This is a genomic window from Aminiphilus sp. (assembly GCF_029975095.1).
Classification (GTDB): Bacteria; Synergistota; Synergistia; order Synergistales; family Aminiphilaceae; genus Aminiphilus.
The window spans coordinates 1-9,016 of record NZ_JARKPW010000207.1 but is presented as its reverse complement, the minus strand read 5'-3'; the positions used below and the strand labels follow the sequence as shown (position 1 = coordinate 9,016).

Below are 9,016 nucleotides of genomic sequence, written 5' to 3'. Positions count from 1 at the left end.
CCTCATCGGAACCCGCACACTGCGCCGGCTTTTTCTCCTCGTCTCGTTCCTTCTGGCGGCAGGGATTGTGTCGGGGAAAAGCGCTTTCCTCGCCGCAGCGGCTCCGCTCATGGTCCGCCTTTTCCTCTCCCTCTGGGATGTAGCACCGCCGCGATGCACCATCACCACCCACAGCACCGCTTCTCTCCGTACCGAAGGAGAAAAAACCGCCATCGCTCTCCGTATCGCCGCGACGGATTCGTTGCCCCTCCTGCGAGTGTTCCACACATTCCAGAACCCCGTCCGCAAAAAGGGAGCGGTTCTGTCCACCCTTTCCCTGCGAGAGGGAGAGGTCCTGGAAAAAACGTTCTTTCTGGAGATGCCGGGCCGCGGCGTCTACCTTCAGGGAAGCGTCACCGCCACCGCCCTTGTCGGCTCCTACGGTTTCATCGCATCCTGGCGCTCCGGCACGGCAACACCCTGCCGCGTGTTGCCGCGTCTTTGGGAAATGGGGCGAACACCCCTCGCAATTCCAGGGGGCAGGCATCACAGCGGCATCCACATCTCCCGCTTCCAGGGGGACGGCCTGGAATTTGCGGAGGTTCGGGAACTTCGAGAGGGGGAACCGCTCCGCAACATCAACTGGCGCACCACCGCAACACAGGGGCGCCCCTTCGTGAACGAACGGCTTCTCGAACGCTGCAACGACGTTATTCTCGTGGTCGACACGCTGAAGGATGCGGGCAATTTCCCGGATTCATGTCTCGACAGGTGCACCAGGGCCGCGGGAACCATCGCCCTCTCCGTCCTGAGAAAACGCGACCGAGTGGGACTCATCGAATACGGAGGCATTCTCGAATGGCTGCCGCCGCGAAGCGGCCTCCTTCACATGCGGCGTCTTCTGGATCGTCTCGCGGAAGCCCGGGTCTCGGAAAGTTTCGGCTATCGGGATCCCGCCACCATCTCTCCCCTGGGCCTTCCTGCGGGAGCCCTCGTCCTCGTCCTCTCCCCCCTGCTCGACGACCGTTCGTTCCAAATGCTCTCCGGGCTTGTGGGACGCGGGTTCGATCCTGTCGTTCTCTACGTTTCCCCCTTTTCCGCGGTAGAGCATCGAAACGGGTCGGGAAGGACGGAAAAGGACGCGCTCTCCGACGAAAGGACTTTTCAGGAGGAACGCCTCCAGGTCCTCCGTGGACAGGGGCTCCGCTTTGCCGAATGGAACGAATCGGCCCCCCTGGAAGTCTGTCTTGAGCGCGCCTTCTCCGGACCCGGAACACGGGGGAAACGACTGCGCACGCTGTCGCCCGGGAGAGCCTCATGAATCTCTTCGGAAGCATTGCCATGATCGCCGCTCTTTGCTGCGCCGCCCTTCCCCTTGGAGGCTCAACGAAACACATCCTGCCGTGGCTCGCCCTCGCCGCGTTCATGACAGCCTTCGGAGCCTTCCGGCTTCGCAGCTTCCGTCTGTGGAGCGCGACGGCGGCCCTGCTCACACTGGAGGGGAGCTTTTTCGTCCTTACGAGGACCTCCGGGCAGATTTCAGCCCTCCCCTCGGCGTTGTTCGGATTGGGACTCGTCGTTCTTCTCGACGCGGGATACCTTCATTACCTGGAAGCGAGGGGAAGAGAAACCCTTTCCGCCGAGAACGCCCCGTCGGCCGGAGAAGCGACGGAGACCTCTCTCCGCATCGCGGAAGATTTTCTGAAGCGTACACTCCTTCTCGGAGGGATCGTCCTTCCACCGATGCTCCTTCTCGAACTCGGGAGCGACTCTTCCGGTTTCGCCGCCATCATTCCTCCGGGAAGAACGGACGCGGCACTCTACCTTCTCGGCGCCGCCGGAGCGGGTCTCGTCCTGCGACGCATGGCGGCGACCATGCTCGACATCACCGGCAGAACCGACATCTTTCACGGACAGGATTCTTCCGACCTCTGACCGCCGGCGGCGCATGCCTCCATCCGACGTTGCCATTGCAGGCAGATCGGAACAAAGCCAAGGGCTATCGTTCGCGGAGGCTGTGTGCTATACTGAGCAGATAAAATCCATTACCCATGGAACACGGGCGATGGCGTTCGCCTTGAAAGCCATTTGGAACGGCTAATGACGCCTCATCTTGATTCGCGGGAGATTATGCGATCACCCGTGGAGAGTGTGAGGTGTTTTTTGTGAAGGATGCCATTGCGCTTCTCGTCGCAGGAGGTGTTGGAACACTGTTGCGTTTTCTGCTTTCCCAGTGGGTCGATGCCAAGACAGATTTTTCTCTCCCCGTCGCAACGTTCACCGTCAACGTCACAGGATGTTTTCTCTTCGGGCTCTTCTGGGCTTTCATGCGATACGCCACGGGGGTTCCTTCTTCGGTAAACGTGGTTCTGCTCACAGGATTCGTCGGCGCCTTCACCACCTTTTCCACAATGACCTTCGAATTCCTGCTCCTCCTCAAGGATTCCTTCTTCCGCGGATTTCTTTATCTCAGCGTGACGCAACTTCTCGGCGTCTGTTTCACCGCGCTGGGCATCTTCTGCGGAAAATTCTGCTTCATCCGGTAGTCCGGAATTGTGTCATGCCCAAAAGAATGACCCCAAAGAGGAGAAAAATTCCACATTGTCTTTTCGGAACATTCATGCTACAAGGAAGAAACGCGGATCACACCACGGAAAGATTCCACGAAACGGTCGGGCGATGGCGTTCGCCCTGAAGTGCCGCAGCGGCAGGCTGATGACGCCTTTTTTCACACGGGGCATCCGCATCGCTTCTGCGGTTTTTTTGCGCGGAGACTTCAGAGGTCGAGGGTGAGCGACAGAGACGCAGAGCACCTCTCCCTCCTGTGTCCGGAAGGTAAGGAGGCAATATCATGAGAATCAGTGCGGTGAAGGCTTTGGAAATTCTCGATTCCCGAGGGAATCCGACGGTGCGCGTCTTTGTAGAGCTGGAGGGCGGAGTCCGGGCGAGCGCGTCCGTGCCCTCCGGTGCGTCCACCGGTGAAAACGAGGCAGTGGAGCTTCGGGACGAGGAGAAGAACCGTTACGGCGGTAAAGGCGTCCGGAAGGCCGTGGCCAATGTGGAAGAGCACATCGCTCCCCGGGTAGTGGGTATGGATCCCACGCGGCAGGCGGAACTCGATGCGGTCATGATCGAGCTGGACGGTACGCCGAACAAGGCGCGCCTCGGGGCGAACGCGATCCTCGGCGTGTCCATGGCGGCAGCCAGAGCTGCGGCAACGGCACTGGACCTTCCCCTCTACGCCTACCTCGGAGGCGTGGGCGCGGTGCATGTTCCCGTTCCCATGATGAACATCCTCAACGGAGGAAAGCACGCGGAGAACAGCGTCGATTTCCAGGAATTCATGGTGATGCCTCACGGCGCCCCCTGCTTCGCCGAGGCGCTCCGGTACGGCGCTGAAACCTTCCACGCCCTGAAGAAGATTCTCCAGAAAAAAGGCTATGCCGTGGGCGTCGGTGACGAAGGCGGTTTCGCCCCGAACCTGAAGAGCAACGACGAGGCCTGCGAGGTCATCGTGGAGGCCATCGCCGCCGCGGGCTACGAGCCGGGAAAGGACATCTCCATCGCCCTGGATCCTGCGGCGAGTTCCTTCCGGGAAAAGAAATCCTACGAACTCACCAAGTCGGGCCAGGGCAGGAAAACCAGCGCCGAGATGACCGCCCTCTACGCGGAATGGCTCGATCGCTTCCCCATTGTCTCCATCGAGGACGGCCTCGGCGAGGACGATTGGGAGGGATTCCGGGAACAGACCGCCGCCCTGGGAGACCGCATCCAGATCGTGGGGGACGACATTTTCGTGACGAACACCACTTTCATCCGGCGCGGCATCGAGGAAAAAACCGCCAACGCCGCTCTCATCAAGCTGAACCAGATCGGAACGGTGACGGAGACCATCGAGGCCATCCACCTTTGCCGCGAAGCGGGATGGGGCTTCGTGATCTCCCACCGTTCCGGCGAGACGGAGGATGCCTTCATGGCGGATTTCGCCGTCGCCATGGGGGGCGGCCAGATCAAGACGGGATCGGCCTGCCGAAGCGAGCGGATCGCCAAGTACAACAGGCTTCTGGAGATCGAACACGAACTCGGCGCACGAGCGCGGTTCGGACGATAGAGCGACACCTCGCCGGAGGTGCGGAACATGCCGCATCTCCGGCTTCTTCCTCCGGCCTCAGGAGGACCGATGGGCGATGGCGTTCGCCCCGAAATGCCGATCCTCTCGGCTGATGACGCCTGATTTTTTTCGCCGGGAGGCACGTGCGCATGACGTCAAAGACACAGGAACTGCTTCGGGTGCTCTCTGAAATGAGAGAACACCCGCTCTCCCCGTCCCAACGAGAACTTCTGGAGGATACTGCGAACCGCATCGAGGAGGATCGGTTGTACGTCGCCGTGGTGGGACAGTTCAAACGGGGCAAGTCCACCTTCCTCAATGCCATCCTCGGAGAAAGGATCCTCCCCACGGGAGTCCTTCCCCTCACGAACATCATCACCGTTCTGGACGCAGGCCCGGAACGGGAGCTGGAAATCCACTTCCGGAACGGAACCGTGAAGAAGGACGACGTGGCCCACCTGGACCGTTACGTGGCGGAAAAGGGCAATCCCAACAACGAGAAAAACGTCGCCTGGGTTCGTCTTCGCCACCCCGCCCCGCTGCTGGCGAAGGGCATCACCCTCGCGGACACGCCCGGCGTAGGCAGTCTTTTCGAGTCGCAGACGGAAGTGACGAAGACCTTTCTGCCCCGCATCGATGCCGCGTTCTTGCTCATCTCCGCGGACTCCCCGCTTTCCGAAGGCGAGCTGGCCTTTCTGGAGGACCTGCGCTCCCAGGTCCGGCATCTCTTCGTGCTGCTCAACAAGGTGGATTTCGTCGATGTCGAGGGACTCGCCGAGCTGCGCACTTTCCTCGCCGCACAGCTCCGGGAAAATCTGGGAGAGCCGGAACTCCCCCTGTTCGCCATCGCAGCCAAACCGGCCCTTGATGCGCGTCTCCGAAAGGACGCCGCAGCCCTCGAAAAAACAGGTCTCGCCGCCGTGGAAACCCTTCTCGCAGAGCTTTCCGAGCGGGATCGCGCCGCCGTGCAATGGGACGCGAACTCCCGGCGCGCCCTCGGCATCGCCAGAGCACTGCGAACGGACGCCCTCATCGAAAGCCGCTCCCTCAAACAACCTCTCGATGTGCTGACGAAACAGATCGACACCTTCGTCGCCGGCGTATCAGGACTTCAGGAACGCCGCTTCGAAGCGGAAACGTTGCTGGAGAAGGAACTGGAGGGAATGATCCGTGCCCTCGAAAACGATCTGGATCGCATCCGCAAGGAGTACCCGCCCCGCATCGCACAGGAGATCCGAGCCGAGGTGACGCGGCGGAGTTCCCTGGGAACGAAGGAGTTCACGGATCATCTGGAGCGCCTTGCGAACGAGCGTCTCGTGGCACATTTCGAAGAGTGGTTTCTCCAAACCGAGCGGCACATGGAATCCACCTACCAGACGCTCACGGAACGGCACCGGAGACGGCTTACCTCCCTTCTGAAGGAGCTGCTTGACCTGGGATCGAGCGTCTTCGACGTGGACCTTGACGAGTGGGAACTTCCCGAGGAACTCTCTTCGGAACGGGAATTCTATTACCTCGAGGGCGAGACACGCCCTTTCTTCGACCTGGAGGGAACGGTCCTTTCCCTCGGCGAGGCACTTCTTCCCCGGTCGGTGGGGCAGAATCTGGTTCTCAAACGCCTGCTCTCCCGGCTTCCCCAAAGAGTGGACGCCAACTGTGGACGCATCCGCTACGACATGGTACGACGCGTCAAGGACAGCTTCCTCCACTTCCGGAGCCGCCTGCGCAACCTGGTGGAGGAAACCGCCGGAGGCATTGAAAAGGCTGCCCGCTCCGCCCTGGAACAGCGCACACAGACCAGGGAGGCGCAACTGCGCCGGGAGGAAGCGCTCCTGCGGGTCGTCGCGCAATGCGACGACTGGATACGCACACTGACACAAAAAGAGAGTGAAACGCCCCTGTCCGTGGGGAAATGATCTCTTCCGGCAGCGGAAAACAACAAGGCGAGAAAGAGCTTTCTCTTTTCAGAGAGGTCTTTCTCGCCTTGTCCTTTCTTCCGCGCTTTGCCGTCGAGCGTGCTATTCCGCTGTGTTTCCGGCCGGTTTGAGGAGAAAGTCTCCGTAAGCATCCACGAGGTGCTCGTTCCGGTCCAGCCCCTCCACCTCCTCCGAGGCGGGAACACGAAGTCCCACAAGAGCGTCGATGACCTTGAAGAGCACAAAGGCGGCGGCGAACGTCCAGATTGCAATGGCACCCACACCGGTGAGCTGGACGACCAATTGCGCAGTACCTCCTCCGTAGAGCAGGCCTCCTTCGGAGGCAAAGACGCCCACGAGCACGGTCCCGAGAGCCCCGCAGACTCCGTGCACACCTATGGCACCCACGGGATCGTCTATCTTGAGCACCTTGTCGATGAATTCCAATGCATAGACCAACACTCCCCCGGCGATGATCCCGATGAGCACCGCTCCCGCGGGAGAAACGGCAGCACATCCTGCGGTGATGGCCACAAGCCCTCCCAGAACACCGTTGAGGGTCATGCTCACGTCGGGTTTGCCATAGCGATCCCAGGTGATGAGCATCACCGTCACCGCCGCCGCCGCCGCCGCGAGGTTCGTGGTCACCGCGATGTATCCGATGCTCGCATCGGTTCCGGAGAGCGAGCTGCCGGGATTGTAGCCGAACCATCCGAACCAGAGAATGTAGACCCCCAGTGCACCCAAGGTGAGACTGTGCCCTGGAATCGCCCTGGGCGTTCCGTCCTCACGGTACTTCCCGATGCGGGGACCGAGGATGGCCGCTCCCACGAGAGCGGCCCAGCCGCCTACGGAGTGCACCACGGAACTGCCCGCGAAGTCGATGAAGCCCCGCTCACCCAACCATCCGCCACCCCATGCCCAATGTCCCACCACAGGGTAGATGACGGAGGAGATGACCAGACTGTAGAGAAGGTAAGCAGTGAAACGAGTCCGTTCCGCCATGGCACCGGAGACAATGGTGGCCGCCGTGGCGGCGAAGACCGTCTGAAAGAGCAGAAACGCGTAGGGTGACATGTTGATGTCCAGTGCTTCCGCGGTCACCCCGCGAAAAAAGAAACCCGACATTCCCACCATGCCGTTTCCGGGACCGAACATGATCGCGAAACCGACGGCCCAGTACACAAGGGAACCGGCGGCAAAGTCCATGGTGTTCTTCATAATGATGTTCCCCGCGTTTTTCGCACGGGTAAAACCTGTCTCCACCATGGCGAAACCTGCCTGCATGAAGAAGACCAGAAAAGCAGCTACAAGAACCCACACAGTATTGACGGCAAACTCAAATTCACTGGAACTCATCTGCGATTCCTCCCCGCTCGGCTCCGTCGAAACAACAACGTTTTTCTTTCGGCACCTCTCCGCACTTTTCATCGTAGCTCGTGCGATGGTTACGTTCTTTGCTCGCCTTTTCCGCAACATCATGCGATGAACTCACGTCGTTCGCTCTCCCGTGCGAATCCGTATCGCCTGCAACACATCGGAAACGAAGATTCTGCCGTCGCCGACGGTACCGGTGGAAAGTCGCTCCACAAGAAGTGCCACGAGAGACTCCACACGTTCCTCTTCGAGAACCACCTCGAAACGAACCTTGGGAAGCAAATCAGCCTCCACCGCCGTTCCCCGGTACATTTCCCGATGCCCCCGCTGTTCTCCGAAACCGAGGACATGGGTGACGGTCATACCGGGAACCCCGTAACCGTCCAGAAGACGGCGAACGTCCTCCTCCCGCCCGGGGCGGATCACGATGTCCAGTTTCTTCACTGCCATCACCCCCTTTCCATGGAGAAGAGAAGCGCCCAAGATCATTTTTGAAAACAAGTTTTTGGAACGTGCCATTTTCTCTTTTTTCTCCAATTGGCACGCGATGGAGGCATTCTAACACCCGAAACAATCAAACGCAAGCGCAACGTCTATTTTTTTGCAATGAGAGCAATATATTCGTGCATTTTGTTGTATGCGATCGTGTTTATGCCGATTATCTCGCAAAAAAATACGAACGCGAGGCGCATCTCCTCCACACCTCACGTTCGCGGTCGCGAAAAAACCTGACATTTTACTCCGAGAAATAAAAATGATCGTAAGTGCCTGTCAAAACTTTTCCTCGGCGCACAATTTTTCAGGGCATCGTCGTCCTCTTCCGGGGAACGACCTTTCGGAACATATGTCTTTCCGTCTCCCAGTTCTCCAGCAAAATCCCCGCCCTTGGACTGCCCGTGTGCCTCTGATGCGCGTCGAGCAATTCTCGAAGAAGAGCGTCTTCCTCGGAAGTCTCCAGGGGAGACACTTGGAGATCCTCGTCGGCGCAACGCCTCTCCAGCATTTCGTCCTCATCGAGAACAAAGGCGATTCCGCCGCTCATGCCTGCTCCGAAATTTCGCCCCGTGGCCCCCAGAACAACCACAACGCCTCCCGTCATGTACTCGCAACAATGATTGCCTGTTCCCTCCACGACGGCCCGGGCACCGCTGTTGCGGACGGCAAAGCGCTCACCGGAGCGACCGAGGAGAAACGCCTCTCCGGAGGTAGCACCATAAAGAGCCGTGTTGCCCACGATGGCACTCCGTCCCGGCTCGAAACCGCTTTTCTCGGGAGGTGCCACCACGAGCGTTCCCCCCGACAGTCCTTTGCCCAGATAATCGTTGGCCGCACCCCGAAGAACGAGCGTTACGCCGGAGGCACAGAAAGCCCCGAAGCTCTGTCCCGCCACACCATGAAAGGAGAACGACAGTGGCCTCGGGGGTGGAACACAGCCGAGAAACTCCAGATACCCGGACAGCATGGCTCCGACGGAACGGTTGGTGTTGTTCACCGGAAACGGACCTTCCGGGGGTGTTCCCTTCTCGAACCATACTTCCGCCGCGGCAACGAGAGCCGTGTCCAGACATCCTTCGAGGGAGAACGGGCGAAAGGCCCTGTGGCTGCGCCCGATGCGGGAGGGAAGATCCGGAAT

7 protein-coding genes, 1 pseudogene and 3 riboswitches are annotated in these 9,016 nt (G+C 59.9%); of the genes and pseudogenes, 5 read left to right on the top strand and 3 right to left on the bottom strand.

Annotated features, from left to right (window positions below):
- The 5 genes from Q1K49_RS13075 to Q1K49_RS13055 all read left to right on the top strand — a co-directional run.
- Positions 1–1,300, top strand: a 1,300-nt coding sequence (locus tag Q1K49_RS13075) for a DUF58 domain-containing protein (RefSeq protein ID WP_300526445.1), incomplete at its 5' end; no start/stop codon positions are given.
- The gene (locus Q1K49_RS13070; RefSeq protein WP_300526444.1) at positions 1,297–1,914 is read left to right on the top strand and encodes a hypothetical protein; all 618 of its coding nucleotides are present in this window, start codon (positions 1,297–1,299) and stop codon (positions 1,912–1,914) included. The genes Q1K49_RS13075 and Q1K49_RS13070, both read left to right, overlap by 4 nt.
- 117 nt (positions 1,915–2,031) lie before the next feature.
- Positions 2,032–2,096, top strand: a riboswitch (Fluoride riboswitch).
- Positions 2,097–2,144: 48 nt separating this feature from the next.
- Complete coding sequence (locus Q1K49_RS13065) at positions 2,145–2,525, top strand: CrcB family protein (RefSeq protein ID WP_300526443.1); 381 nt, start codon at positions 2,145–2,147, stop codon at positions 2,523–2,525.
- 120 nt (positions 2,526–2,645) lie between these two features.
- Positions 2,646–2,711, top strand: a riboswitch (Fluoride riboswitch).
- 119 nt (positions 2,712–2,830) lie between these two features.
- The gene (gene eno, locus Q1K49_RS13060) at positions 2,831–4,090 is read left to right on the top strand and encodes a phosphopyruvate hydratase (RefSeq protein ID WP_300526442.1); all 1,260 of its coding nucleotides are present in this window, start codon (positions 2,831–2,833) and stop codon (positions 4,088–4,090) included.
- Between the two features lie 63 nt (positions 4,091–4,153).
- Positions 4,154–4,219: riboswitch (Fluoride riboswitch) on the top strand.
- 20 nt (positions 4,220–4,239) lie between these two features.
- A complete protein-coding gene (locus Q1K49_RS13055) occupies positions 4,240–6,006 on the top strand; it encodes a dynamin family protein (RefSeq protein WP_300526441.1) in 1,767 nt (588 codons plus the stop codon).
- Between the two features lie 102 nt (positions 6,007–6,108).
- Here Q1K49_RS13055 and Q1K49_RS13050 read toward each other — a convergent pair whose 3' ends face one another.
- The 3 genes and pseudogenes from Q1K49_RS13050 to Q1K49_RS13040 all read right to left on the bottom strand — a co-directional run.
- Positions 6,109–7,365, bottom strand: a complete 1,257-nt coding sequence (locus tag Q1K49_RS13050; protein ID WP_300526440.1) for an ammonium transporter — start codon at positions 7,363–7,365, stop codon at positions 6,109–6,111.
- 132 nt (positions 7,366–7,497) lie between these two features.
- Entirely contained in the window at positions 7,498–7,827 is a 330-nt protein-coding gene (locus Q1K49_RS13045) for a P-II family nitrogen regulator (RefSeq protein ID WP_300526439.1), read from the bottom strand.
- Positions 7,828–8,182: 355 nt separating this feature from the next.
- A pseudogene (locus Q1K49_RS13040) lies at positions 8,183–9,016 on the bottom strand (glutamate synthase subunit alpha); the annotation flags it as partial.

What these genes read in the sequence shown, in the direction of transcription:
- Q1K49_RS13070 (WP_300526444.1), top strand. Translation starts at nt 1,297, where the DNA reads ATGAATCTCTTCGGAAGCATTGCCATGATCGCCGCTCTTTGCTGCGCC.
- Q1K49_RS13055 (WP_300526441.1), top strand. Translation starts at nt 4,240, where the DNA reads ATGACGTCAAAGACACAGGAACTGCTTCGGGTGCTCTCTGAAATGAGA.
- eno (WP_300526442.1), top strand. Translation starts at nt 2,831, where the DNA reads ATGAGAATCAGTGCGGTGAAGGCTTTGGAAATTCTCGATTCCCGAGGG.
- Q1K49_RS13050 (WP_300526440.1), bottom strand. Translation starts at nt 7,365, where the DNA reads ATGAGTTCCAGTGAATTTGAGTTTGCCGTCAATACTGTGTGGGTTCTT.